The organism is Paenibacillus xanthanilyticus, from assembly GCF_042682185.1.
Taxonomy (GTDB): domain Bacteria; phylum Bacillota; class Bacilli; order Paenibacillales; family Paenibacillaceae; genus Paenibacillus_Z; species Paenibacillus_Z xanthanilyticus.
In genome coordinates this window covers 3546451-3571400 of the sequence record NZ_JBHUHA010000001.1, presented here as the reverse complement: position 1 = coordinate 3571400, position 24950 = coordinate 3546451, and the positions used below count along the sequence as shown (strand labels likewise).

20 protein-coding genes are annotated in these 24950 nt (G+C 61.2%); 14 read left to right on the top strand and 6 right to left on the bottom strand.

Features of this window, described 5'->3' with window-relative positions; translation table 11 throughout:
• Positions 1 to 87 precede the first annotated feature (87 nt).
• Complete coding sequence (locus ACFSKT_RS15340; RefSeq protein WP_377721849.1) at positions 88 to 1062, top strand: aldo/keto reductase; 975 nt, start codon at positions 88 to 90, stop codon at positions 1060 to 1062.
• A gap of 50 nt (positions 1063 to 1112) precedes the next feature.
• Here the strand turns inward: ACFSKT_RS15340 and ACFSKT_RS15335 are convergent, their stop codons facing one another.
• Positions 1113 to 1271 carry a hypothetical protein gene (locus tag ACFSKT_RS15335; RefSeq protein ID WP_377721848.1) on the bottom strand — a complete coding sequence of 53 codons (159 nt, stop codon included), beginning with the start codon at positions 1269 to 1271 and terminating at the stop codon, positions 1113 to 1115.
• A gap of 24 nt (positions 1272 to 1295) precedes the next feature.
• A complete protein-coding gene (locus ACFSKT_RS15330; RefSeq protein ID WP_377721847.1) occupies positions 1296 to 2171 on the bottom strand; it encodes a LysR family transcriptional regulator in 876 nt (291 codons plus the stop codon).
• 150 nt (positions 2172 to 2321) lie between these two features.
• On the opposite strand from ACFSKT_RS15330, the gene ACFSKT_RS15325 reads away from it, so the two are divergent.
• Entirely contained in the window at positions 2322 to 2981 is a 660-nt protein-coding gene (locus ACFSKT_RS15325) for a type 1 glutamine amidotransferase domain-containing protein (protein WP_377721846.1), read from the top strand.
• A gap of 132 nt (positions 2982 to 3113) precedes the next feature.
• Here ACFSKT_RS15325 and ACFSKT_RS15320 read toward each other — a convergent pair whose 3' ends face one another.
• The gene (locus tag ACFSKT_RS15320) at positions 3114 to 4253 is read right to left on the bottom strand and encodes a winged helix DNA-binding domain-containing protein (RefSeq protein WP_377721845.1); all 1140 of its coding nucleotides are present in this window, start codon (positions 4251 to 4253) and stop codon (positions 3114 to 3116) included.
• A gap of 378 nt (positions 4254 to 4631) precedes the next feature.
• Between ACFSKT_RS15320 and ACFSKT_RS15315 the strand changes: the two genes are divergently transcribed.
• The 4 genes from ACFSKT_RS15315 (at position 4632) to ACFSKT_RS15300 (ending at position 7471) form a co-directional block, all read left to right on the top strand.
• On the top strand, positions 4632 to 5003 hold the full coding sequence (locus ACFSKT_RS15315) for a hypothetical protein (RefSeq protein ID WP_377721844.1): 372 nt from the start codon (positions 4632 to 4634) through the stop codon (positions 5001 to 5003).
• A gap of 53 nt (positions 5004 to 5056) precedes the next feature.
• Positions 5057 to 6190, top strand: coding sequence for an NADH-dependent flavin oxidoreductase (locus tag ACFSKT_RS15310; RefSeq protein ID WP_377721843.1), 1134 nt, complete (start codon positions 5057 to 5059; stop codon positions 6188 to 6190).
• A gap of 254 nt (positions 6191 to 6444) precedes the next feature.
• Complete coding sequence (locus ACFSKT_RS15305) at positions 6445 to 6813, top strand: hypothetical protein (protein ID WP_377721842.1); 369 nt, start codon at positions 6445 to 6447, stop codon at positions 6811 to 6813.
• A 100-nt stretch (positions 6814 to 6913) separates the two neighbouring features.
• On the top strand, positions 6914 to 7471 hold the full coding sequence (locus ACFSKT_RS15300; protein WP_377721841.1) for an NADPH-dependent FMN reductase: 558 nt from the start codon (positions 6914 to 6916) through the stop codon (positions 7469 to 7471).
• Positions 7472 to 7570: 99 nt separating this feature from the next.
• Here the strand turns inward: ACFSKT_RS15300 and ACFSKT_RS15295 are convergent, their stop codons facing one another.
• Genes ACFSKT_RS15295 through ACFSKT_RS15285 form a run of 3 tightly spaced genes read right to left on the bottom strand, consistent with a single transcriptional unit; the run spans position 7571 to position 9967 of the window.
• Positions 7571 to 8545, bottom strand: coding sequence for an electron transfer flavoprotein subunit alpha/FixB family protein (locus tag ACFSKT_RS15295; RefSeq protein WP_377721840.1), 975 nt, complete (start codon positions 8543 to 8545; stop codon positions 7571 to 7573).
• A gap of 30 nt (positions 8546 to 8575) precedes the next feature.
• Positions 8576 to 9346 (bottom strand): electron transfer flavoprotein subunit beta/FixA family protein, encoded by a 771-nt coding sequence (locus ACFSKT_RS15290; protein ID WP_377721839.1) that lies wholly within the window; start codon positions 9344 to 9346, stop codon positions 8576 to 8578.
• Between the two features lie 36 nt (positions 9347 to 9382).
• The gene (locus ACFSKT_RS15285) at positions 9383 to 9967 is read right to left on the bottom strand and encodes a TetR/AcrR family transcriptional regulator (RefSeq protein ID WP_148932537.1); all 585 of its coding nucleotides are present in this window, start codon (positions 9965 to 9967) and stop codon (positions 9383 to 9385) included.
• A 291-nt stretch (positions 9968 to 10258) separates the two neighbouring features.
• Here ACFSKT_RS15285 and ACFSKT_RS15280 point away from each other — a divergent pair, with 291 nt between their 5' ends.
• The 8 genes from ACFSKT_RS15280 (at position 10259) to ACFSKT_RS15245 (ending at position 24930) form a co-directional block, all read left to right on the top strand.
• On the top strand, positions 10259 to 12400 hold the full coding sequence (locus ACFSKT_RS15280) for a (Fe-S)-binding protein (RefSeq protein WP_377721838.1): 2142 nt from the start codon (positions 10259 to 10261) through the stop codon (positions 12398 to 12400).
• 421 nt (positions 12401 to 12821) lie between these two features.
• Positions 12822 to 15218 (top strand): 3-hydroxyacyl-CoA dehydrogenase/enoyl-CoA hydratase family protein, encoded by a 2397-nt coding sequence (locus ACFSKT_RS15275; RefSeq protein WP_377721837.1) that lies wholly within the window; start codon positions 12822 to 12824, stop codon positions 15216 to 15218.
• Positions 15219 to 15242: 24 nt separating this feature from the next.
• Positions 15243 to 16424: an acetyl-CoA C-acyltransferase gene (locus ACFSKT_RS15270; protein ID WP_377721836.1), complete on the top strand. Its 1182-nt coding sequence runs from the start codon at positions 15243 to 15245 to the stop codon at positions 16422 to 16424.
• 388 nt (positions 16425 to 16812) lie between these two features.
• Positions 16813 to 18594, top strand: coding sequence for an acyl-CoA dehydrogenase family protein (locus ACFSKT_RS15265; protein WP_377721835.1), 1782 nt, complete (start codon positions 16813 to 16815; stop codon positions 18592 to 18594).
• Between the two features lie 31 nt (positions 18595 to 18625).
• Positions 18626 to 20314, top strand: coding sequence for a long-chain-fatty-acid--CoA ligase (locus tag ACFSKT_RS15260; RefSeq protein WP_377721834.1), 1689 nt, complete (start codon positions 18626 to 18628; stop codon positions 20312 to 20314).
• A gap of 110 nt (positions 20315 to 20424) precedes the next feature.
• Positions 20425 to 20844 (top strand): PaaI family thioesterase, encoded by a 420-nt coding sequence (locus tag ACFSKT_RS15255; RefSeq protein WP_377721833.1) that lies wholly within the window; start codon positions 20425 to 20427, stop codon positions 20842 to 20844.
• Positions 20845 to 21083: 239 nt separating this feature from the next.
• A complete protein-coding gene (locus ACFSKT_RS15250; RefSeq protein ID WP_377721832.1) occupies positions 21084 to 21860 on the top strand; it encodes a peptidylprolyl isomerase in 777 nt (258 codons plus the stop codon).
• A 1-nt stretch (position 21861) separates the two neighbouring features.
• Entirely contained in the window at positions 21862 to 24930 is a 3069-nt protein-coding gene (locus tag ACFSKT_RS15245; protein ID WP_377721831.1) for a peptidase domain-containing ABC transporter, read from the top strand.
• Positions 24931 to 24950: the final 20 nt, after the last annotated feature.

Here is a 24950-nt window from a genome sequence, read left to right as displayed (position 1 = left end):
GGCGCCGGACATCAGGTCCTGCGCCTCTTCCCGCATTAATAATGACGTGCCAACCAACGGGCAGAGACATAGAGGAGTGAAGCCACGATGCAGTATCGGAAACTAGGCGCCAGCGGATTGAAAGTATCGGCGCTCGGGCTCGGCACGAACGCCTTCGGCGGGCGCGCCGACGAGAAGACGTCAATCGAAGTGATTCATCAAGCGCTGGATATGGGGATCAATTTTATCGATACGGCCAACATCTATGCGGGGACGGAATCGGAGCGGATTATCGGGATCGCGCTGCAAGGCCGACGCGACGAGGCGGTGCTGGCAACCAAAGCGGGATTGCCGCGCGGCGAAGGCGCGAACGAACGCGGCTCGTCGCGCTACCATATCCAGCGCGAGCTGGAAGCGAGCTTGAGACGGCTGCGGACGGATTACGTGGACGTGTACCAGATTCACACGTTCGATCCGGATACGCCGCTCGAGGAGACGCTGCGCGCCCTCGACGACATGGTACGCGCGGGCAAAGTGCGCTACATCGGCGCCTCGAACTACGCCGCATGGGAGCTGATGAAGGCGCTTGGGATCAGCGACCGTCTGGGCTTGAACCGTTACGTCTCGACCCAGACGAGCTACTCGCTGGCCGATCGTACGCCGGAGAACGAGCTGCTGCCGCTCTGCCTGGATCAAGGCGTGGGCATCATCCCGTACTTTCCGCTGGCGGGCGGCATTCTGACCGGCAAATACGCTTCGGCCGACGACGTGCCGGCCGGTTCGCGGGTGGACACGAACCCCCATTTCGCCAAATTCCTGAGCGAGGACCGGATCGCCCTTGGACGCCGGGTTAGCGCGTTGGCTGCGGAGATCGGCACGACGCCTGGCGCGTTGTCGCTCGCTTGGCTCATGAGCCGGCCGGCCGTCGCGACGGTGATCGTCGGCGCGACGAAGGCGGAGCAGCTCGCCGAGAACGGAGCGAGCGCCGCGCTTGCGCTGGACGAGGCGACGCTGGCCGAATTGGACAAGCTGAGCGCGCCGTTCCGGCATCAAGAGCCGTTCGCGGTGTATCGGCTGTCGTAAACGGAGATTTCCACCACTACCAATAGTGTTGATACAAAAAAGCAACAAGGTTATTCCTTGTTGCTTTTTATGCTGAAATTCGAAATGACTTTACGGGAAGCCAACTCCTTGAGCGCGGTGCGCAGCTCGTCCGGCGACGGGTTGTCCAATCCGAGCTGCTCCTTCAGGAAGGCCAGCTCCTTGTCGTTATTGTCCTTTTGTTTGCTCATCTCGCGTATCCTCCCTCCCATGTCTTAGATCCCTTGCTCGCCGATTAAGGCAATCAGCTCGCGGAGCTTGGGATCGTGTTTGCGTTTGCTCTTGTAGCCGATCAGCAGCTCGTTGCTTACCGTAAGCTTCTCGAAGACGAGCTGGACGTGCACGTCCGTTCCCGCGTCTTGCAGCATATAGGTCGGCAAAATGCTGATCCCCGCTCCGCGTTCGACGCTTCTGCGAATGGCGTGGAGATTGGGGATGACGTGAACCGGCTGAAGGATTGGACGCCGCTTGAAATGCGCGCGCCACAACCGTCGGATGATCGGCAGCTCGGCGCCGTACGAAATCCAGTTCTGCGCGGCTAGCCACGCTTCGATCTCCTTTAGATTTTCCAGCTCCGGCACGGTCATCCGCGCCGGCGCGACGATCGCGAACGTTTCCTCGGCGAGCTTCTCGTACTCGATTCCGGGCTCGGCGTATTTCTTGGAGGTGACGATCAGCTCGACCGCGTCCTCTTGCATCAGCTCAAGCAGCTGGTCGGCCGTCCCGAATTGGGCTACCGTATGGAACGGAGTGTCCGCCAGCTTGGGCAGGATGCATTCGTGAAAGTACTCGAGCGAGGCGCCGATCCGGACGACGCCGGCGGCTGGCCGCGACGCGGATTTGAGGTGGGCGGTCGTGTCCTCCAGCGATTCCATCAAGGGGGCAAGCCGGGAGTAAAGCGCCTTGCCTCGCTCCGTCGCGACAAGTCGGCGGGAGACGCGCGCGAACAGCGGTTCCCCGATCTCGGCCTCCAACGCGGCCAAATGCTGGCTCATCGCCGGCTGGGTCATCATCCGCGTCTTCGCCGCTTCGGAGACGGAGTTGTGCCTGTAGATCGCGATGAAGCTGCGGTACCACTCGAAATCGACCATTCGTTTCTCCAGCTCCTGACGTTAGGACTGTCTTTTATTATAAAAATATTTATAATAACACGCAATTTATATAATTAGATTTATTGAATCGCTCTGCTTATAATTGCCCTGTAGCGCCAAAACAAGAAGCATAGAAGGAGAGAGATTGAAATGACAAAACATATATTGATCGTCGTTACGTCCGCCAACCGCATTAACGAGGACAAGGAGACGGGCCTTTGGCTGTCCGAGTTCGCGGAACCGTATCTGGCCTTTACCCGGGAAGGCTATGCGGTTACGGTCGCGAGCCCGCTCGGCGGCCAAACGCCAATCGATCCGAGCAGCTTAGGCGATGTCGAGCCGGAACTGCTGGAGACGCGCCGGTTCCTCGAGCGGACCGTCACGCTGGATGTAGTGGATGCGGCTAGTTTCGACGCGATTTTCCTGCCGGGCGGTCATGGCACGATGTTCGATTTGCCGGATAACAAGCAGCTGCAGCGCTTGCTTCGCGAATTCTACGAGAGCGGCAAAATCGTGGCTGCGGTCTGCCACGGGCCAGCGGGTCTAATTCGCGCCACCCGCGCCGACGGGAAGCCCCTTGTCGAAGGCAAACGGCTGACCGCCTTTACCGATTCGGAAGAGAAGGCGGCCGGTCTGGACGCAGCCATGCCGTTCCTGTTGGAGACCGAGCTGCGCCAAGCGGGCGCGGAGTTCGTGGCGGCTTCCGATTGGGCGGATCACGTCGAGGTGGACGGCAGCCTGATCACGGGCCAAAATCCGCAATCGACCTTGCAGGCGGCAAGAGCGGTCATCGCGAAACTGAAGGGGTAACGGGCCGACCATACGGCTCGGAAGAGGAATGCGAATCGAATATCAGGCCAAAAAGGCGATTGGATGACCGGCATGCATGGCGGTTATCCATCGCCTTTTCCCTATATGTTCGCTGGGCCCCGTCGGTCTGACTTACGGCAAATACAGCTGAATATCGTGATGCGCCGCATCCGGCGCCGCGAATTGGAGCAGCCGCCAGCCTTCCTCCTCCATGTCTTGCTTCTCCGTATCGGATATCGGGCCGAACAGCTCGACCGTTAGTGTCGCCGTGCCTTTGCGCTCTTCGATGGACCATATGCCGCGCACGAACCCGTCGACCAATACGGCCGCCCGGATAATGCCATTCTTCGTGAACACCCGAGGTTTGATCGACGCGTTCATGATCCGCGAGCGGTCGTGGTAAGCGAGCAGCATATTGTCGAATTCGCCGAGAAACCGGACCGGGGCCGGCGTATCCGGGTCGGGGAGTTCCGCTTCCAAGACATCGAATAGCTCCTGGCCGGCTTCATCCCGGTACGTGCGCAGATAGGGCCGCAGCTGCTCGATGGCTGCCTGAATCCGGGTCAGGCCGGACCAGACCTGAACGTCCTTCACGGAAGCCGGGCCGAACGCGGTCAAGTATTGCATGATCAGCGAGGGCAGGGAGGCGTCTTCGGCCAGCGGTTCGCCGATCCATGACTCCGCCGTCGTATGAACGGCCAGCCCGCCTTCTCCCCAAATGCCGCGTGGCGGGATCTGCACGAGCGGCAGCCGGCAGCGAATAACGCCGGTCAACGCATCGGCGGAATAGCCTGGCCAGCGTTCGCCAAGCCGGATACCGAGCTCGCTGAAGGTGCGCGGCTTCTCTTCCACGAGCGCGCGGCCGGCCGACTCGAGTTCGTCCAGATCGACCCCTTCGAGCTGCTTGAGGACCGAACCCTGCAGCCAGCGCTCCAGCACGGGCTGTGTCAGCGGGCGCATCCTGAGGCAATCTTGGGCCGTTACCAGGTGAATCGTGCCGCGCATGAGCACGATACGCACGGCGCTGCGGTCCAACAGCCGTTCGGCTAAATGTTCGGGCTGAAAATCGGTCAGCCGGGACCATAGCCCGTAATAGGGCGGATACGGATTCTGGGCTTGCATGCCGGCCAGATGCTCGAGCGCGTCCAATACGGGCATCTCGGCTCGCCGAAGCAGGAGCTGTCGGCTCAGGAGAGTGCGATTGAGCTCTCGAGTGGATAAGATGCGGTTAGCGTGAGTCGATTGCGGCGCGCCGGCTGCGACGTAGTCCATTTCGGAATGCCCCCTTCTTGGTGATCGTGTTATCTCCATTATAGACCGCCTTCCCTGACAACAGACTGTCAGGGTACCGGAGGATGTTGAGCTGGATCGATTACATCAGAGTACGCGATGGGTAATCCTTTGTAGGAGACGAGTCAAAGGGGCGGGTTTGAAGGCGAACGAATGCTAGTGCCAACCCCAAGTCGAACTTCGATGCAAGGAACCAGTTGACAAAAACGTTTTAAACTCATATTATTAGGGTAACTATTAAATATATAGTTATAGTGATGGGCGGTAATCGGCTGATGAAACTCATCTTTTTCATCACAGAAGTGTAATAAAATTTGTTACAGTTTTGGTTTCCGACTCTAAACGAGGGTGGTGTTCAGTATGAGATTCGAAATGAGCGATTGGGTGCAAGGGCGAGCGGAGAACGGCGAGCTGATTCAGGGCTTCATCGTCGCCATCCACGAGGCGGAAGCGGTCGCGAAAGTCCACGTGGTTCAATCCGATAACGAAGCGGTCATCGGCAAAGGGGTCATGATGCGCGAGCACTGGCTGAAAGACATGCCGTTCGCGGAGACGGAAGACGCGGGGCAAATCGCGGATCTGATCGATCTCGCGCTCGCGACTCAGGACGTGGCATGGTTTCAGGAACTTTCGGCCAGATTAAAGCAGGGCGGTCGCCAAGACGCGCCGCGCGTCGGCCAGGCGGGTTTCCGCGCAGCACGCAATCGGCTCGACCTTCCGCGTTACCAGTAAGGAACAACGGGCGCACTTGCCCGCGATCGATATAGAAGGAGCGATATTCAACCATGAATCCAACGTACCAACCCCTTTTCGAGAGCTTCCGCTTCAAGAGCGGCGTAGAGCTGAACAACCGTCTGGTTATGGCGCCGATGACGAACTTCTCCAGTGACGAGCACGGCAACGTGACGGATGCCGAGGTGAGCTATTATGAGCGTAGATCCGACGGCGTCGGTCTCGTCATTACGGCGTGCACGTACGTGACCGAGAACGGCAAAGGCTTCCAAGGCGAGTTCGCCGGCCATAAAGACGAATTTATTCCAAGTCTGTCCCGTCTGGCGAAGGCGATTCAAGCCAAGGGCGCGAAGGCGATTCTGCAGATCTTCCATGGCGGCCGTCAAGTTCCGCCGGCGCTTGTGCCCAATGGCGACGTGGTCAGCGCTAGCGCGGTCGGCTCGGATCAGAATCCGGGCGTAACGCCGCGCGAGCTGACCGATGCGGAGATCGAATCGATCATTCGCGACTTCGGCGAAACGACGCGACGCGCGATCGCTGCCGGCTATGACGGCGTCGAGATCCACGGCGCGAACGGCTACCTGATCCAGCAGTTCTTCTCCCCGCATTCGAACCGCCGCGAAGACCGCTGGGGCGGTAATCTCGAGAATCGCCTGGCATTCCCGCTGGCCGTCGTACGGGAAGTGAAGCGCGTCGTGGCTGAACATGCGAAGCAGCCGTTCGCGATCGGCTACCGGTTCTCGCCGGAAGAACAGGAGACGCCGGGCATTACGATGGAGGAGACGTTCCGTCTGCTCGACGCGCTGTCGGCGGAAGAGCTGGATTACCTGCACGTGTCGCTAATGGAGTACGACTCCAAGCCGCGCCGCGGCGCCGACGAGAGCAAATCCCGTCTCGCCTGGATTCTTGATCGTGTGGCAGGCCGCGTGCCGGTCATGGGCGTCGGTTCCATCAAGACGCCGGACGACGCGATCAAGGCCATCGAGACGGGCGCGCCGCTCGTCGCGCTCGGCCGCGAGCTCATCATCGAGCCGGATTGGGTGCGCAAAGTGAAGGAAGGCCGCGAGGCGGATATCGCCACGACGCTGACGAAGGATGATCAGGAACGCTTGGTCGTGCCGGATCCGCTTTGGCAGGCGATCATTCATACGCCGGGCTGGTTCCCTGTCGTGGAAGCGGCGAAGTAAGCCAAGCCGCTCATGTAGGTTGCGAGTATTATGAAAGAATGACCCGCCGGGATGGACCCGGCGGGTTGTTTGCTTTTGAAGGAGGCGGGTGGGGAGAGGCGGAAGGTTGTTTATGAGCCCGCTATTGACGCTAGAGGCTGCTGACGGAGGCGAAGCAGCAGGCCCCGGCGCGCCTAAAGGCAGGCTTGCGCGCTTGTGCTGCCGTTGTGCTCGACGTTAAATGGGCAAGCTGAGGAGAAAAGGAGGTTTAGCGCATGAAACGCTCTTATGTCTACGGCATGGCCGTGAGCTTTGGTTTAGCGGCCATCATCTGTGCGGTCATCGTCTGCCTGCGGTTACAGGCAGAGTTCCGGGAAGAAGGGCAAGATGTCGTGGGCGTCATCGGGCTGCTCGTGCCGATTGCGCTGCTAGCCTCCCTATTCGCGCTTACCCGTCACCCGGTGTTCATGGGTCTATCGCTGCTTCTGAACGTCCCCTTCCTGCTTGGCGTCATACTGGGCGGGGCGGGGAGATGGTTTATGCTCGTTCCGGCACTGAACGGAATCGCGCTCATCGCCATGGCGGTTGGCTTCGAGGCGGAAGAGGGGTCACGGGAATATCAACAAAACGCATCTCCGCGCTAAATCTGAGAGGACTACGAGCCTTGGAGGGATCATCCGATTGACCGTGACACTAATGTCAGGGTGTATCATATAGGTATCGTGATGGAAAGAGGGTGAATACATGCAGCAACGAACCATGGTCGTGCTTGGTATCTCCGGAAGTTTACGCATGCAATCCTCTAACACACGGCTGCTTTCTTCGATCGGAAGCATGATGCCGCCCGGTACGGAGTTTCGAATGTATCAAGGACTCGCGACTCTACCGCATTTCAGTCCGGATTTAGATGGTGACGAAGCTCAATTAGATGAGGCCGTGCGAGAATGGAGGGAGGAATTAAGAGCGGCGGATGCGTGCGTGATCTGTACGCCGGAATATGCGCGAGGCGTGCCGGGTTCATTAAAGAACGCGCTGGACTGGGTCGTATCCTCCGGTGAGTTCATGCATAAGCCGACAGCCGTCTTAAGCGCTTCTCCGCACCCGGATGGCGGCTCTACCGCGCTCCATTCGCTTACATTAACGCTGCAGATGATGAGCGCAGCCATCCCGGACAAAGCAGCAATCGCGGTTCCATTCGTCAGTAGGATCATCGGAGCGGATGGCAGCGTGACGGACACCACTATCTCGTCGTCGCTGCGCAACCTGGTTACGGCACTGACGCAGCAAGCTGCCATGGACTAGACCGTCACACGCACAAGCCGAAGAGAGCACGCAAGCAGGAGACCGAGTCCCTCTGCTAACGTGCTCTCTTTCCTTCCTATCGCCGTGCCTATGCTCGCTTTACGCCAGTACCTTGCGGAATTCCTGCGTCAGCAGCGGCACGACCTCGAACAGGTCGCCGACGATGCCGTAGTCGGCCAGCTGGAAGATCGGCGCCTCCGGATCCTTGTTGATCGCGATGATAATGCGCGAGCCGCTCATGCCGGCGACGTGCTGGATGGCGCCGCTGATGCCGCAGGCGATGTAGATCTCCGGCGTGACGACCTTGCCGGTCTGGCCGATCTGCAGCGCGTAGTCGCAGTAGCCCGCGTCGCACGCGCCGCGCGAGGCGCCGACCGCGCCGCCGAGCAGGTCGGCGAGCTCCTCGAGCGGCTTGAAGCCGTCCGCGTTCTTCACGCCGCGTCCGCCGGAGACGATGACCTTCGCCTCAGTCAGATCGACCTTGCCGGACGTCTTGCGCACGACGTCGCGCACGACGGTGCGCAGGTCGGCCGCCGATGCCGCGGCGTGCTTCTCGATTGCCGCTCCGCCGCCAGCCGCTTCGGCCGCCGGAATGTTGTTCGGGCGAACCGTCACGACCCACGGATAGGCGCGGAATGTCTTCTTCTCGATCGCCTTGCCCGCGTAGATCGGACGGGTGAAGACGACCTCGCCGCCTTCTTGGTCGATCGCGGTCACGTCGGACAGCTGGCCGGCCGACAGCTTCGCGGCGAGCGCCGGCGCGAGGTCGCGGCCGATCGCCGTATGGCCGAGGAACAAGCCGTCCGGCTTCAGCGCGTCGAGCAGCGGGGTCAGCGCGCGTACGTAGGCTTCAGGATTATAAGCGTTCAGGCTATCGTTCTCGATAACGTGCACTTTGGCGAGCGGATAGGTCGCCAGCTCCGAAGCCAGCGCGTCCAGGCTGCCGCCGAGCAGCGCCGCATGGATCGAGTCGCCGTCCTGCGCGCTTCTCGCCGCCGCTTGAAGCGCTTCCAAAGTGACCTGACGAAGCTTGCCGTCACGGTGCTCTGCTACGATCAGAAACGTTTTGCTCATCTTAAGGTTCCTCCCTTGGAATCGTCCGGATTAAATGGCTTTGGACTGGGTGCGGAGCAGCTCGACCAGCTTCGCGGCCTGGGAGGCGAGATCGCCCGACAGGATTTGGCCGGCTTGGCGGCTCGGCGGCAGGGACAGCGATTGGCGCGCGGTCTTCGCTTCGAGGTCTCCCGCAGAGACGCCGATATCGTCGAGCGTCAGCTGCTTGAACGGCTTCTTCTTCGCCTTCATAATACCCGGCAGGGATGGATAACGCGGCTCGTTCAGCCCTTGCTGCGCGGTGAACACGGCAGGCAGCTGCACGTCGACCCGCTCCAGATCGCCTTCGGCGTCGCGCTCGACGCTGGCGGATCCGCCGCTCACCGACAGCTTCGTAATGGAGGAGACATGCGGAATGCCGAGCGTCTCGCCCAGGCGGACGGCCACCTGCGAGCCGCCGGTATCCACGGAGAAGTTGCCGCCGAGGATCACGTCGACCGATTGCTGCTTCAGATAGGCGGCCAGCACGACCGAGACGGCGTACTCGTCTTGCGGAATGCGGTCGTCCTCGATCAGCACCGCTTCGTCGGCGCCCATCGCGAGCGCCGTGCGCAGCGCTTCAGCGGTGCGGGCAGGGCCTACGGACAGCACGGTCACACTGCTTGCGCCGCTCTCTTCCTTCAGGCGGATCGCTTCCTCGACCGCGTACTCGTCGTACGGGTTAATGACGAACTTGACGCCATCCTCGGATACGGCTCCATTGCTAACGACGATTTTTTCCTCCGTGTCAAACGTTTGCTTCAGCAGTACGACGACATTCATCTGACATGCTCCTCTCGAATTGAAGATTAGGATGAATTAAGGCTTCAGGGCGCGCAGGAAGAACGAGACGGTATTCTCGATCTGCGCGGACAGCGAATACTTGCGGCCGGAGATCAGCCAGGAGGTGACGACCTCGTCCATCGCGCCGAAGATGAGCAGGCGGGTCAGCTTCACGTCCAGCCCGGCGCGGAACGTGCCTTCGTCCATGCCCTTCACGAGCACGTTCTCGATCAAGTCGATGTAGGGCTTGAGCGCCTGGCCGATCGACTTGCGCAGCTCAAGCGAGCTCTGACGCAGCTCGATCTGCGTTACGTAGGCGAGCGTCGGATTTCGCTCCAGCTCCGTATAATGAAGCTCGCAAATGCGGCGAAGCGCTTCGTCGGCGGTGGCCGACTCCCGGGCGGAGGCTTCGAACTTGCCGACAAGCTCGCCCAAGCGTTCGCGGAATAAGGAAACGAGGATATCCTCCTTATTCTTGAAATATAAATAGATCGTACCGTCCGCCACGCCGGCTTCCTTGGCGATCTTCGATACTTGGGAGCCGTGGTAGCCGTTCTCGGCGAATACTTTGACGGCAGCATCGAGGATCAATTCAAATTTATTCATTTTTTTACTTGTCATGAATCGCACCTCGGTGTTAAGATCTAACCAGAAACTGAATGAATGGTCATTCATTTACTTGAATCCATCTTATGAAATATGCGGGACGTTGTCAATGTTATCCGCATAAGTTTTACGGCAGCACGCGCTGGAGGAACGAACGAGGGTGAATCGCTTCTTTTTATCTGGATGCAGGCATGTCGGTCATGAAAGGAATGGCCGTATACGCGAATGGGGTATGCAGGAGATTCCTTTTTTAAACATTGTAAATGTAAAGGCTTACAAAAGAGTCTGAAGAAAGGTTGGGTGCTCATGCTGTTGTCTGTGCTGCTTTACGTTTCATTCCTTCTGGTGGTCGGGTACGCCCTTTCGTTGTTCTATAAGGCTGTCTACCACCGCTACCTGTACATCAAGCTGGGCAAGCCGCCGGAGAAGCCGTTCGACTGGCGCAGCCGGGTGAACGACCTGCTCGCTCAGGCGTTCGGACACACGAAGCTGCTCAAAGATAAGCGAAGCGGCATCATGCATCTGGTCATCTTCTACGGCTTCATTATTTTGCAGTTCGGCGCGCTCGATCTCATCTATACCGGCCTGTCCGGGGGAGAGCCGCTGCCGATCCCGGGCTACAGCGTGTTCGGGCTGACGCAGGAGATCACGGTGCTGCTCATCCTGCTGGCGACGGGCTACGCGGCGTACCGCCGCTATGGCGAGAAGCTGTCCCGGCTGAAGAAGGGGCTGAAGCCCGCCATCGTCCTCATCCTTATCTCGACGCTGATGCTGACGCTTATCCTGTCGCTCGGCTTTCACCGCGTCTGGATGGGGCATGAAGCATCCGGCTACGCGCCGGTATCGTCGCTCATCGCGGCGGCTGCGGCGGGGTTGTCGGCCACGGCGGCGAAGGCGCTGTTTTTCATCTTCTGGTGGGCGCATCTGCTCATCCTGCTGACGTTCCTGGTGTACGTGCCGCAGTCGAAGCATTTTCACCTCATCACCGCGCCGGTCAACATCTTCATCGGCCGCGTGGAGCCGGTCGGCAAGCTGAGCAAGCTCGATCTTGAGGACGAAGAGGCGGAATCGTTCGGCGTTGGCAAAATCGAAGACTTCAAGCAGAAACAGATGCTCGACTTCTATGCCTGCGTGGAATGCGGACGATGCACGAACGTATGCCCGGCCTCGAACACCGGCAAGGTGCTTTCGCCGATGCATATGATCGTCAAGCTGCGCGACCATCTCACGGAGAAGGGCGCGGCGATTACGAGCAAGTCCCCGTGGATGCCGGAATTCGCGTTTCCAATTGGAAGCGCTCACAGCATGTCCGACGGCGCGACGGAGACGATGCCGGCCTGGGAGACCGAGGGCATTACGAATATTAGCCCGACGATGGATTGGCAGAAGAAGACGTGGCAGCCGTCGGAGAAGAAGCCGGAGGAGATGTCGCTCATCGGCGACGTCATGACCGAGGAGGAGATCTGGGCGTGCACGACGTGCCGCAACTGCGAGGACCAATGCCCGGTCGGCAATGAGCACGTCGACAAGATCATTGACCTGCGCCGTCACCTCGTCCTGATGGAGGGCAGCGTGCCGCATGAAGGACAGCGCGCCATGCAGAACATCGAGCGCCAGGGCAATCCATGGGGCATCAGCCGCGCCGACCGCGGCAAGTGGACCGGCGAGATCGGCGGCATCCCGGTGCCGACGGTGCGCGAGAATCCGGATTTCGACATCCTGTTCTTCGTCGGCTCGATGGGCTCGTACGACAACCGTTCCCGCAAAGTATCCCGCGCGTTCGTCCGCCTGCTGAACGAAGCGGGCGTCAACTTCGCGATTCTCGGCAACGAGGAGAAGAACTCCGGCGACACGCCGCGGCGGATGGGTAACGAGATGCTGTTCCAGCAGCTGTGCGCCGAGAATATCGAGACGTTCCAGAAGTACGGCGTGCGCCGCATCGTGACCGCATGTCCGCATACGTTCAATACGCTGAAGAACGAATATCCCGAATTCGGGCTGGAGGGGGTGGAAGTGCTTCACCATACGCAGCTGCTGGACCAGCTGCTGAAGGAAGGGCGCCTGACGCCGAAGCATGCCGTCAAAGAACGCATTACGTACCACGATTCCTGCTACCTTGGGCGCTACAACAATGTATACGATCAACCGCGGGATGTCCTGCGTGCGATACAAGGCGTCGAGCTGGTCGAGATGGCCAGAACGCGCGAGAACGGCATGTGCTGCGGCGCCGGCGGCGGCATGATGTGGATGGAAGAGACGGCCGGCAAAAGGGTCAACCTCGCCCGCACCGAGCAGGCGTTGGAGGTGAACCCGACGATGATCAGCAGCGCGTGCCCGTTCTGCCTGACGATGCTCGAGGACGGCACGAAGCTGAAGGACGCCGACGACCGCGTGAAGGCGCGCGACGTGGCGGAGATTTTGGAGCAGGCGGTGTTCGGCGCGGCGTAAGGCGCTGCGACGAGGGCCCTTGCAGGCAATTTTTCTAGATTAAGGAAAACGGCTGGTGAAGCCAGCTGTAGCTATAGTTGAACGGCTTACGCACATGCAAATGTCGTAGGACGGACTTCAAAACCCAAGTAAGCTTTGTCCGACAGGACAACAGCGTGCCAACCTTGTACCATCCGCCTACCGCGAACAAACGTCCCAGCTCGAACGAGGGAGTCCAGAGGGCAAAGCCCTAAGCGTTTTCCATCGGAAAGCGCACTTCGGAAGCATAGGCTTTGGAGCCTCCTCGGCGGAGGAGGTGGGAGGAGGGAGCCACAAAAATGGGTCAAAGGGCCGCAGCCCTTCTTAACCTGACAGCATTGCGGCGGAGGGGGATGGGGGAGGCGGCAACCTACCAACTACCATTTCAGGAGGGATTATCCGCATGGCAGCACAAATTTCGAAAGCCGCCGTTATCGGCTCTGGCGTCATGGGCGCGAGCATTGCCGCCCATCTGGCGAACGCAGGCATTCCGAGCCTGCTGCTCGACATCGTACCGAAATCCTTAACCGCGGAGGAAGAAGCGAAAGGGCTGACGCTCGAATCCCCGGCCGTCCGCAACCGGCTTGCGGCAGGCGCGCTCGCCAAACTGCCGTCCATCAAGCCGTCGCCGCTGTACGACGACGCGTTCGTCGCCCGGATTACGCCGGGCAACATTGAAGACGACCTGCACCGGATCAAGGACGTGGATTGGGTCATCGAGGTCGTCGTGGAGAATCTGGCCGTCAAGCAGAGCCTGCTCGAGAAGATCGAAGCGCACTGGAAGCCGGGTATCGTCGTCAGCTCCAATACGTCGGGCATCTCGATCAACGCCATGGCCGAAGGCCGCGGCGACGCGTTCAAGTCGCATTTCCTCGGCACCCACTTCTTCAACCCGCCGCGCTACATGAAGCTGATGGAGATCATCCCGGGCGAGAAGACGGACCCGGCGATCGTAAGCCGCATGTCGGCGTTCTCCGAGCGCGCGCTCGGCAAAGGCGTCGTCGTCGCCAAGGATACGCCGAATTTCGTCGGCAATCGGATCGGTACGTATGGACTGCTCGCGACGCTTCAGGTCATGGCGGACAAAGGGCTGACCGTCGACGAGATCGACGCGATCACGGGTCCGGCGATGGGCCGGCCGAAGAGCGCGACGTTCCGCACGCTCGATCTGGTCGGCATCGACACCTTCGTGCACGTCGCGAACAACGTGTTCGAGAAGGTCGACAACGAAGCGGAGAAAGCGGTGTTCGAACCGTCCCAGCTGCTCAAGGACATGGTCGCGCGCGGCTGGATCGGCGAGAAGGCGGGCAGCGGTTTCTATAAGAAAGTAAAAGGCGAGAAGGGCAGCGAGATTCTGTCGCTCGACCTTGGCACGATGGAGTACGCGAAGGGCAAGAAGCCGGCGTCGGCTTCGCTCGAAGCGTCCAAGGCGGCCAAAGGCGCCAAGGAGAAGACGAAGGCGATGCTCGGCGGCAAAGACAAGTATTCGGAAGCCGCTTGGGAAATCGTGAAGCTCACGCTCGTCTACGCGGCGGAGAAGGTCGGCGAGATCGCCGATACGATTGTCGATATCGACAAAGCGATGAAATGGGGCTTCAGCTGGGAGCTCGGCCCGTTCGAGCTGTGGGATGCGATCGGCCTCGTCCGCTCGGTCGAGCGGATGGAAGCCGAGGGGACGCAGGTGCCGGCATGGGTGAAGGACTGGATCGCCGCGGGCAACAAGTCGTTCTACCAGAAGGAAGCGGGCAGCGTCGCCTACGCGTACGAAGGCAAGTTCCGCGCCGTGGAGCAGCCCCGCGAGATCATCTCGCTGCGCGCGCTGAAGGAGCAGAACAAGGTCATTCGCGGCAACAGCGGCGCGAGCCTGATCGACGTCGGCGACGGCGTGGCGGCGCTCGAGTTCCACTCGCCGAACAACGTGATCGGCGCGGACATTCTGATGATGATCCAGCAGAGCGTCGAAGAAGTGCGGAAGAATTACGACTCGCTCATTATCGCCAACGAAGGACGCCACTTCTGCGTCGGCGCCAACATCATGCTGCTGCTGATGGAAGCGCAGGACGAGGAGTGGGATGAGGTCGACGCGATCATCCGCCTGTTCCAGGACACGATGATGAAGCTGAAGCACTTCGAGAAGCCGGTCGTGGCGGCGCCGCACCGGATGACGCTCGGCGGTGGCGTCGAGGTGTGCTTGCCGGCGGACGAGATGGCGCTGAACGCCGAGACCTATTTCGGCCTCGTCGAAGTCGGGGTTGGCTTGATCCCGGCAGGGGGCGGCTGTAAGGAGCTGACGCTGCGCCTCAGCCAGGCGAACCCGAATCCGGAGGTCGATCTGCAGCCGCACATCAACGAGCTGTTCATGAACATCGGCACGGCCAAAGTGTCGACGAGCGCGCACGACGCGCGGAGGCTCGGCTATCTGAGAAGCAACGACCGGGTCATCATGAACCAGAACTACCTGATCTACGAAGCGAAGCAAGCCGCGATTCGCTTGACCCAGGCCGGCTACGAGGCGCCGCGGGCGCAGAAGATCCGCGTCGTCGGATCGGACGGCAAAGCGGTGCTGAAGATGGGCGCGCTCGGCATGCACCAGAGCGGCTACATCAGCGACCACGACCTGCTCATCGCCAAGAAGCTGGCCCATGTCCTCGCGGGCGGCGACGTGCCGGCGAACACGCTCGTCACCGAGCAATATATGCTGGACCTCGAGCGCGAGGCGTTCCTGAGCCTTTGCGGCGAACCGAAGACGCAGCAGCGGATGCAGCACATGCTTGCCAAGGGCAAAGCGCTTCGCAACTAATACCCGAAGGAGGGCGAACAACGCATGAGAGAAGCAGTCATTGTATCGGTCGCGCGGACGCCGGTGGGCCGCGCCAAGAAAGGGAGCTTCGTGCACACGCGGGCCGAGGACCTCGGCAAGGCGGTGCTGGAGGCGGTCATCGACCGCGCGCCGGGCGTGAACAAGGAAGACGTCGAGGACATCATTATCGGCTGCGCCATGCCGGAGGGCGAGCAGGGGCTTAACTTCGCGCGGATCATGTCGCTGTACGCGGGCTTCCCGTCGACGGTGCCGGCGCTGACGATCAACCGGTTCTGTTCCTCCGGCCTGCAGTCGATCGCCTTCGCGGCGGAGCGCATCATGAGCGGCGGCGCGGACGTCATTATCGCCGGGGGCGTCGAGAGCATGAGCCACGTGCCGATGGCCGGCTTCAAGCCGGCGCCGCATCCGGTCATCGTCGACGAGCGGCCGGACATCTACATCGGCATGGGCCACACGGCGGAGAACGTGGCGGACCGCTTCGGCATCTCCCGCGAGGACCAGGACCGCTTCGCGGCCAATAGCCACCGCAAAGCCGCGGCGGCGCTGGCGCGCGGCGCGTTCAAGGATGAGATCGTGCCGGTCGCGACGAGCGTCCGCGGCTTCGATAACGGCAAAGCGTGGGAGAAGAAGCTCGTCCTCGAGATGGACGAAGGCGTCCGTCCGGACACGACCGAGCAGGGCCTCGCGAAGCTGCGCCCGGCGTTCAAGCCGACCGGCAGCGTCACCGCGGGCAACGCGTCGCAGATGAGCGACGGCGGCGCGGCGGTACTCGTCATGAGCCGCGAGCGGGCCGACGAGCTGGGTCTCAAGCCGCTCGCCGCGTTCAAGTCGTTCGCCCTCGCGGGCGTCGACCCGGACATCATGGGCGTCGGCCCGGTCGAAGCGATCCCGAAGGCGCTCAAGAAAGCCGGCCTCTCCGTCGCCGAGGTCGACCTATTCGAGATCAACGAAGCATTCGCCTCCCAGTGCCTGCACATCATCCGCGCCTTGGAACTCGACGAAGACAAAGTCAACGTCAACGGCGGCGCGATCGCGCTCGGCCATCCGCTCGGCTGCACGGGCACCAAGCTGACCGCGAGCCTCATTCACGAGCTGCGCAGACGCGGCGGCGGCCATGGCGTCGTCTCCATGTGCATCGGCGGCGGCATGGGCGCGGCAGGGGTGTTCGAGGTCTATCCGGAGTAGGCGAGCAGATTGTGAAGTCGGCGAAACCCGACGTGAAGCTGCAACTAGAGTCAGAAGCTGCACGGGATTAGGACTGAAGGCGCTCTCGGGTTCTATCCAACTCGAAGAGAAGACGCGAAGTCTCTCTTCAGCAGCTGCTCAGAAAACAATGAAATCAATCCTTTATAAGGTTGATCTGAAACGGTGAAACAACGAGCGCAGCAAGGATGAATGATTCTGGAGAAACGTCAGTGGTCGCCTTTGTACCTGAGTTTCAACCGTTATCGGGTTGAATCCAGAAACTCAGGTACAACAGCGATCGAAAGAACATTCCATCCGGCGGAGCGACGTGTTTCGAATCGATTTCAGCTCCACCTTATAACACCACAATTTCAGGAGGTTTTCCCCTATGGATAAAACGTTCGATAAAGTCGTCGGCGGCAGCTTCATTATTGAGGACTTCGATTTCCGTTCCATCGTCACCGCGGACGACCTGACCGAAGAGCAGCGCATGATCGCCGAGACGACGGCGGAATTCATCGAGCGCGACGTGCTGCCGGTGGATGAGCATCTGGAGAAGCTGGACTACGACCTCACCGTGAAGCTCATGCGCAAGGCCGGCGAGCTCGGCCTCTTGAGCGCGGACGTGCCGGAAGCGTTCGACGGCCTCGGCCTCGACAAGGTCAGCTCCACGCTCATCAGCGAGAAGCTCTCCCGCGCGGCGTCCTTCGCGCTCTCGATCGGCGCGCACGTCGGCATTGGCACGCTCCCGATCGTCTACTTCGGCTCGCCCGAGCAGAAGCGCAAGTACCTGCCGGATCTTGCCAGCGGCGCGCGCATCGCAGCGTATTGCCTCACCGAGCCGTCCTCCGGGTCCGACGCGCTCGGCGCGAAGGCGACGGCGAAGCTGTCCGAGGACGGCACGCACTACGTGCTGAACGGCACGAAGCAGTTCATCACGAACGCCGGTTTCGCGGACGTGTTCATCGTGTATGCGAAGGTAGACGGCCAGCACTTCAGCACGTTCATCGTCGAGCGCACGATGGAGGGCGTCAGCCTCGGTCCGGAAGAGAAGAAGATGGGGATAAAAGGAAGCTCGACGCGCCCGCTCATTCTAGAGGAAGTGAAGGTGCCGGTCGAGAACTTGTTATGGGAGGTCGGCAAAGGCCATCTCATCGCCTTCAATATCCTGAACATTGGCCGATACAAGCTGGCCGTCGGCTGCCTCGGCGCGGCGAAGGAAGCGATTGACCTGAGCGCGAAATACGCGAACGAGCGCACCCAGTTCGGCAAGCCGATCTCCTCGTTCCCGCTCATCGGCAAGAAGCTGGCGGAGATGAACACGAAGACGTACGTGCTCGAGAGCGTCATTTACCGCACAGCCGGTCTCATGGATGCAGGACTCGCGGACATCGACCATAACTCGGCGGAAGCGGGCGGGCTGTCGGCGAAGGCGATCGCCGAATACGCCATCGAATGCTCGATCAACAAAGTGTTCGGCTCCGAGGTGCTCGACTTCGTGGCGGACGAAGGCGTCCAAATTCACGGCGGCTACGGCTTCATTCAAGAATACAAAGTCGAGCGCATCTACCGCGACTCGCGCATTAACCGCATTTTCGAAGGCACGAATGAAATCAACCGCCTCCTCATTCCGGGCACGCTCGTGAAGCGCGCGATGAAAGGCGAGCTGCCGCTCCTTCAGAAAGCGCAGGCGCTCCAAGGCGAGCTGCTGCAGCTGATCCCGGGCCAAGTATTCGAGGGGACGCTTGCGGAAGAGGCGCATCTGGTCGGCATGGCGAAGAAGATCTTCCTCATGGCGGGCGGCACGGCGGTGCAGAAGTTCGGGCCGAAGCTCGAGCAGGAGCAGGAATCGCTGAGCAATCTGGCGGACATCATGATCCAGGTCTTCGCAATGGAGAGCGCGCTGCTGCGTACGCAGAAGCTCGTCGACAAGCAGGGCGAAGAGAAATCGGCGCAGGCGATCGCGATGACGCGCGTGTTCATTCACGAGGCGTTCGCGGAGATCGAGAGCTTGGCGAAGGAAATTCTGTCGACGATCGAGACCGGCGACATGCTCCGCACCCAGCTGTCCGTGCTGAAGAAGCTCACGCGCCGCAGCTCCGTCAATACCGTGCAGCTCAAGCGCCACATCGCGGCGCGCGTTATTCAATCCGAATCGTACTCCGTCTAGGAGCGATTCTTAACCTAAGAGGTGATGGGTTTTGTCACAGCAGCCATGGTACCTCCATTATCCGCAAGAAGTGCCTTCGACTTACCCGTATCCGAAGCAAAATCTGGCCGATTTCCTCGTGGAATCGGCCTCCCGTTATCCGAACCACGCGGCGCTTAGCTTCATGGACAAGAAGGTCACCTATGCCGAGCTGCTGCAGTCGGCGTACCGGTTCGCCCATGGCATCCGCAGGCTCGGCGTGAAGAAAGGGGATCGGGTGGCCATCGTGCTGCCCAACTGTCCCCAGCTGGTCATTGCGTACTACGGCACGCTGCTGGCGGGCGGCATAGTCGTCATGACCAACCCGCTCTATATGCAGCGCGAGCTGGAGCACCAGCTGAAGGACTCCGGCGCCGTGCTGATCGTCACGCTCGACCTGTTGTTCCGCAAGGTGATGAGCGCCGTGACGAGCATGACCGACATGCAGCTCATCGTCGGGTCGATCAAGGATTACTTGCCGTTCCCGAAGAACTTGCTCTATCCGATCAAGGCGAAGAAGGACGGCCACGACCGCGAGGTGCAGTTCGGCGGACGGGTGCACGCGTTCCCGAAGTTTCTGCGCGCCCAGCCGGCTTCGCCGATACACGCCGAGGTCGACGCAGATAACGATCTCGCGCTGCTGCAATATACGGGCGGCACGACCGGCGTATCGAAAGGCGTCATGCTGACCCACTCGAACATGATCGCCAATACGATCCAGACGAGCCTGTGGGCGTACAAAGTCGTACCCGGCCGAGAACGATATTTGGCAGCGCTTCCATTCTTCCACGTCTTCGGACTGACCGTCCTGCTGAACCAGGCGGTCATGCTCGGGGGCGAAATGCTGCTTGTCCCGAGGTTCGAGGTCGAGGCGATTTTGCAGACGATCACCAAGCGCAAGCCGACGATTTTCCCAGGCGCGCCGACGATGTATATCGCGCTCATCAATCATCCGAAGATCCGCGACTACGATCTGTCGTCGATCAACATTTGCATCAGCGGCGCCGCGCCGCTTCCGCACGAGGTGCAGGAGCGGTTCGAGGCGATTACGGGGGGGCGTTTGATCGAAGGCTATGGACTGACGGAAGCCTCTCCGGTCACGCACGCGAACCCGATTTGGGAGCATCGCAAAAAAGGCTCGATCGGCGTCCCGTTCCCGGATACGATCGCCAAAATCGTCCATCCTGAGACGGGGGAGGATTTGCCGATGGGCATGATGGGCGAGCTCGCGGTTCGGGGGCCGCAGGTCATGAAGGGCTACTGGCAGCGGCCGGACGAAACGGCCAAGGTGCTGAAGGACGGCTGGCTGCGGACGGGCGACATGGCGCGAATGGACGAGGACGGGTATTTCTTCATTATGGACCGGATGAAGGACATGATTATCGCCGGGGGCTACAACATTTTCCCGCGCGAGATCGAGGAAGTGCTGTTCGAGCATCCGGCCGTCGAGGAGTGCGTCGTGCTGGGCGTACCGGATCAATACCGCGGCGAGACCGTCAAAGTATACGTCGTGCGCAGGGAAGGGGCGCAGCTGACCGAAGCGGAGCTGAAGGCGTGGTGCAAGGAGCGGCTGGCCGCCTACAAGGTGCCGCGCATCTACGAATTCCGCGACAGCCTGCCGAAGTCGATCGCGGGGAAGGTGCTGCGCCGCAAGCTCGTGGAGGAAGAGCAGAAGAACGAGGAGGCGCGGACGGTCAAATAGCGGCGGGGCGATCGCGGCGGTCGGTTGCCGGCTTCATGCGACGCCGAACTTCCCGCCATCTTGGGCTGTTGCCGCAGGCCCGCATGCACGGCTGAAAGGAGGAGCATCGGATGGATAAGGCAAAAGGCCTGTATGATGAGGCGGTGCTGGAGCTGGCGAGCCGCACGTTCTGGGGTTATCTCGGCTGCGAGCTGATCGGTCAGGACGAGCGCGAGGTCGTCATCGGGCTGGACGTCAAGGAGCATCACCTGAACATGATCGGCATTTTGCACGGGGGCGTGCATACGTCGCTGCTCGATACGGCGATGGGCATGATCGCGATGAGCGCGCGTCCGGGCGAAGACGTGGTGACCTCCAGCTTGAACATCCATTTTACGTCTCCGGTCAAGGCTGGTCGGGTAACCGCATCCGCTTCGATCGCGCATATGAGCGGCCGCATGATCACGGCCGAAGGACGGTTGACCGGCGAGGACGGCAAGCTGCTGTCGCTGGCGACCGCTTCGTTCCGCGTGATCGAGCGTAAGGGCTGAAACGCGCAGCCGTCGAATATACCCCCCAACGCGGTATACTGCGGCGGGTACGGCGTTCGGTACAATGAAGAGGACGGGGCACCCCGTCCTTTTTGGCATGCGGATCGCGGCGGATCGACTTCGCGTCAGGTCGTGGCCTGCGCGCCCGCAAGTGTCGGCGATTGTCGATTGAGCGTCTATTACGCGATAGAGCTCCTTGCTATAATAAGAGGATCGATAGGAAGAAAGAAGTGGGACGGATGGACCGATTACAAGATGCGGCGGTGCGCGTTGGCGGCCAAGTCATTACCTATAAAGATCTGCTCCGGCAGGGCTTGCTGTCGGATACGCTGCAAGCGGTGGAGCAAAGCATCGAGCGCGTGGTCATCGCGGCATGGGCGGCGGACGCGGGAATTGCGGCCACCCAAGAAGAGACCGGCTCCGCGCTGAACGACTACCGCAAGCGCCGAGGGCTCTTCACCGCGGCGAAGACGAGCGAATGGCTGCAGCAGCATGGTCTGCAGCTGGGCGACCTGACGGACTATGTGCGCGCGGGCATTCTGCGGCGGAAGCTGGCGGGGACCTTGATCGGAGAGGCGGAGATCGCGAAATTTTTCCACGAGCATCGGGCATCGTTCGATCGTGCCGAGATCTCGCGGCTGCTCGTCGCGGAGCATGGCGAAGCGATGGAGCTCCTCTTCCGTGTGGAGGAGGGCGAGCCGTTCTTCAAGCTGGCGCGGGCCTTCTCGCAGGAGGAGTCGACCCGCATGGCGGGCGGTTACGCCGGCGAATTCGGAAGGGACGAGCTGGGAGGGGAGCTGGCGGCGGCAGTATTCGGCGGGCAGGCCGGAGACGTGATCGGACCGCTGGAGACGAAATCCGGCCATATGCTCGTGCTGATCGAGTCGCTGCGGCCGGCCGAGCTGGACGAAGAAACGAACGAGACGATTCGCGAGCTTCTATTCGCGGACCTGCTGGCGCGGCGTATGTCGGAAGCGGAAATTCGCGTAAGTCTATGGAAGGGAGCGGAGGTATAGAATGGCGGGCATAGACAACATGGATTATTTGCATCGCGTGCCGCTGTTCAATCTGCTTTCGGCGGAGGAGAAAGAAGCGTTAGCGGCCGAGATGCGGACCGAGCGGTACCGCATGGGCGAGACGGTCGTGCCGCACGATGTTCCGGTCGACGCGTTCTATGTCATCGTCGACGGCCAGGCGCGCAAGATCGGGATCGGCGAAGGGCGGAAGGAGAGCAATCTGGGACTCGTCGGGCCGGGCGAGCATTTCGGCGAACATGGCTTGCTGGGCGAGGAGCGTTCGGACATCGCCATTCGGGCATCGACGGCGCTCAAGGTGCTGCGCGTGGGGCGCGAGCAATTCGAGGCGGTGCTGAACGATCACCCGGTGCTGGCGAATTACATGCGCCAGTTCATCTCTTCCGAGGCGTTGAACGCCTTCCTGAAGAACAATACCGTCTTTACGCACGTCGATTCCTCGGCGATTCGGTCGCTGCTCGACCATCTGGGCATCTGCGACTATGCGCCCGGCGAGCTGCTCGTGAGCGAGGGCGACGTGGGCGACTCGTTCTATATTCTCAAATCCGGCACGGTCGACGTGGAAATCGGGGCCGAGCGGCAGGTCGTCAACCGGCTGTATCCGGGCGATTTCTTCGGCGAGCTTGCGCTGCTGACCGGCGCGCCGCGCAAAGCGAGCATTCGCGCGATAGGCGAGGTGACAGCGTTCCGGCTGGCCAAGGCGGATTTCGACGAGCTGGTCGTCCGCTATCCCGTCATCCTGGATTCGATCCGCCGAATCTCCGCGCATTATTCGGCGGCCCCAATGCCGGTCATGGCGAAGGAGGAAGACGAAGCCGCGGCACCCGCGGAAGCGGTACTCGAGCCGGAGCGGGAAGCATCGCCGAAGCTCGTTGACCGCCTGAGAGGGCTTGGCCGCAAGCGCTACCCGGCGCTGATGCAGCAGAACGAGATGGACTGCGGGCCGACGTGCCTGACGATGATCGCCCGGTATTACGGGATGAAGGCGAGCGTCAACCGGATGCGGGAGCGATGCAACGTCGGCGTGGAGGGAACGTCGATGCTGTCGCTCACCGAGACGGGCGAATCGCTCGGCTTCGAGGCGAAGGGGCTGAAAATTACGGCCGCCCAGCTCGCGCAGTTGCCCGTGCCCTTCATCGCCCACTGGAACGGCAACCACTACGTCGTCGTCTACGAGGTCCGTCCGGACGGAGCGGTCATCGCCGATCCGGCCGTAGGCGACGTGGAGACGATCACCATGGAGAAGCTGGCGAAGCATTGGACCGGTCTGGTTGTGACGCTCGCGCCGACGGATAAGCTGGTGCGCTTGAACGACGAAGAGAGCTTGTGGCGCCGGTACGCTGCCGTATTCAAGCCGTTCGCGGGGCTGCTCGTTCCGGCGATCGCGCTATCGGCGCTGATCGAGCTCGTCTATCTCGCGTTCCCGGTCATGACGCAGCAAATTTTCGACCGTGTGCTGGACGCGCGGAACATGTCGCTTCTGCATGTGCTTCTGCTGGCGATGGTATCGCTCGCGCTCGCGAGCGCCGCGGGCATCGCGATCCGTCAGCTGCTCATCGGCAAGCTCGCCTACCGGATCGACCGGGCGATGCTGGAGAACTTCTACCGGCATCTGTTCCGCCTGCCGTATACGTATTTCACGAAGCGGACGTCCGGGGACATCATCACCCGCGTCTACGAGAACGAGAAGGTCCGCCAGCTGCTGACCGACCACGGCATTCAGCTTGCGCTTGATGTGCTGACGCTGCTTGTCTACGGCGGCCTCATGTTCTACTACAACGCGGCTTTGGCGTTTATCGCCTTGGCGGTCATCCCGGTGTACGTCCTGCTGTATGCGGCGCTGCTGCCGAAGGTGCGGCGGAACTATCGCAAGCAAATGCTCGCCGAAGGCGAATCGCAGACGCAGGTGGTCGAGGCGATCGGCGCGATCCAGACGGTGAAGGGACTCGCCATGGAGCGGGCCGTGCGGGGCAAGCTGCTGGAGAAGCTGGCGGAGCAGCTGCGGCTGCGTTTCGAAGGCAACCGGCTGACGCTCTGGCTGACTTCCGGCCAAGCGCTGCTAAGCGCGCTCAGCAACGTGGCGCTCCTTTACTTCGGCTCCCGGTTCGTGCTGGCGGAGACGCTCAGCGTCGGCGAACTAGTCGCGTTCACCGTGTTGTTCGCCTCGTTCATGCACGCGCTGGAGGCGATCTCGCAGATGACGGGCACGCTGTCGGAGGCGCGCATCTCGATGGAGCGGCTGAACGATGTGTACGAGTCGACGCCCGAGCATCCCGCGCCGGAGCTGATGCGGACGCTGCCGAGCATTCGCGGCCATATCCGGTTCGATAACGTGTCGTTCCAATATTACCGGGGCGGCAAGATGATTTTGCAGAATATGAACGTCGAGATTCAGCCGGGCCAGACCGTCGCCCTCGTAGGCCGGAGCGGCTCGGGCAAATCGACGCTCGCGAATTTGCTGCTGAAGCTGCTGGAGCCGACGAGCGGGTCGATCGCGATCGACGGCTATCCGCTCTCGGGCGTGCATGCGTCGTCGATCCGCAAGCAGGTCGGCGTCGTGCAGCAGGAGACGGTCCTCTTCCGCGCGAGCGTCCGCGACAACATCGCGCTGCATGCGGCTGGAGCGGGGATGCCGGTGGCGCAGGAGGACGTGGAGCGGGCGGCGCGGCTCGCCGGCGCGCACGACTTCATCGCGTCGCTCCCGCTCGGCTACGACACGATGATCGGCGAGGGCGGCATGCGCCTCTCCGGCGGCCAGCGGCAGCGGATCGTTATCGCCCGCGCGCTGCTGAACAACCCGCGGATTTTGATCTTCGACGAGGCGACGAGCGCGCTCGACACGGAATCGGAGCGGATCATTCAGCAGAACATGGCGCAGATGCTGAGCGGCCGCACGACGCTGATCATTGCGCACCGGCTGAGCACGATCCGAAGCGCGGACCTCATCCTCGTGTTGGACGGCGGCCTGATCGCGGAAGCGGGCACGCACGACGAGCTGCTGGCGCGCCAAGGAATGTATCATTATTTGGTGAACCAGCAGAGCGTATCTTAGACTGCAAGCTTTTTGGAGAA